Raw genomic sequence first — 1,883 nt, 5'->3', positions numbered from 1 at the left:
GCAGGGGCCGCCAGAGCGAGCAAAATCGTGCCGCCCAAGCCCGTACAGCCCGCATCGCTACCCCTGCGGCAACTTGATCAGCGTTTCCCTAAGCTCGAAAGTGGTCTTGGTCTTGGTCTTGGTCTGAAGTTGCCCCGCTTCCACAGACGGTTTTCGGCTTGAGTCTCAAGCCGGACTTGGATCTGGGTTGATCTCCTCGGCAGGGTTATCCACCGGCGGCGCGGCGCCTGCGACGCGGGCGCCGACGGTGGGTAACCCGTGTTCGACGCTCGACGGTTGCATGCCGGCGTTGGCCTGATGCATCTGCTCGAACTGCGCCGGCGAGCGGTAGCCCAGCGCCGAGTGTCGGCGGCGCGGGTTGTACCAACCCTCGATGTAGGTGAACAGCGCCGTGCGCGCCTCGGCCTTGTTCTTGAAGCTGCGGCGGTTCAGCAACTCGCACTCAAGGCTGGCGAAGAAGCTCTCGGCCATCGCGTTGTCGTAGGCGTCGCCGACGCTGCCCATCGAGGGGCGCACGTTCATCTCCTTGCAGCGCTGGCCGAACACCAGGCTCGTGTACTGGCTGCCCTGGTCGCTGTGGTGGATGACACCGTGCGCCTTGCGTTGCTCCAGCGCCATGTTCAGCGCGGCCAGCACCAGATCGGCGTGCGGCGTCTCGCCGATGCACCATCCCACCACGCGGCGGCTCCATACGTCCAGCACGACGGCCAGGTAGATGAAGCCGGCCCACGTCGGCACGTAGGTGATGTCGGCCACCCAAAGCCGGTTCGGGCCGCCGGCGGTGAAGCTGCGCTGCACGAGGTCCTGCGCAGGGCGCTGCCGCTCGTCGCGCTGCGTGGTCACGACGAAGCCGCGGCGGCGGCTGACGCCGGCGATGGCGCCTTGCTGCATCAACCGCGCGACGCGCTTGCGGCCAACCCGCCGGCCCTGTTCGGCCAGCTCGGCGTGGATGCGCGGCGCGCCGTAGGTGCCGTCGGACTCGGCGTGGATGGTGCGAATGTGCTGCAGCAGCGCCGCATCGTCCATCGCGCGCCGAGACGGCGCACGGTCGAGCCAGTCGTAGAAGCCGCTGGCCGAAACGTCCAGCACGCGGCACATCGCTCGCACGGGGAAGACGGCCTGGTTCGCGTTCACGCGTTCGTAGACGGCATGAACGTCTTGTCGCTCTTGGCGGCGAACCAGGCCGTAGCCTTTGCCAGGATGTCGCGCTCCATCTGCAGCCGGCGGTTCTCGCGGCGCAGCCGCGCCAGCTCATCACGCTCGGCGCTGCTCAGCGTCGAGGTCGGCGCCTGACGCGCCACGCCGGCCTTCACGCCGCTGGACGCCACCCAGTTGGCGATGGTCTGCGCGGAGCAGCCGAACTCACGCGACAGATCCGCCGGCGTGCGGCCAGCGGTCAGCGGCCACCAGCTCTACCATCTGTTGTCTGAACTCCGCCGGGTACGGCGGTTGGGTCTTGGGCATCTCGGACTCCTCTATCCCATGGCAGGGTAAGGTGTCCGCGAAAGCGGGGCAACTTCAAACTTCAAGACCAGTTTCGGTGAAGGCGGGGTCGTTCGACATGGTCTGCTCCGCTCGGGCTGCGGCAGGCCATTACGGCGCTGTTCGCACAGCAAGCCAAGGCGACATGGCGGGTGCGGCCGTGTGCGGGCGGGTCCAGGGACGCCGATCGGGGAGGTCGAGGAAACCCGGGTGAATCAGCGGGGCGCCTACTCGCCTCGAATTGATTGCAATACCGCCGCGCGTCGTCGAGGGTCCCTCAATACCCGGACATTGTGGGCTTCCTTTTCGTTAGGGAAGGTCTGCACAACTGCCGCTGAGGCGGCTGTTGTTGGTTGATTTTTCAGATGGCGACATCATTCGGCGTTCACGGGACAGTTTCG

At 66.6% G+C, this 1,883-nt stretch carries 1 pseudogene; it reads right to left on the bottom strand.

What is annotated here, in order from left to right:
* Positions 1-285: 285 nt before the first annotated feature.
* Positions 286-1,464: pseudogene (locus MOJ79_RS18765) on the bottom strand (IS3 family transposase); the annotation flags it as partial.
* Positions 1,465-1,883 lie beyond the last annotated feature (419 nt).

This window comes from Calidifontimicrobium sp. SYSU G02091, from assembly GCF_022631395.1.
Classification (GTDB): domain Bacteria; phylum Pseudomonadota; class Gammaproteobacteria; order Burkholderiales; family Burkholderiaceae_C; genus Calidifontimicrobium; species Calidifontimicrobium sediminis.
Note: the sequence above shows the minus strand (reverse complement) of the source record. Positions and strands in the feature narration are given on the sequence as shown.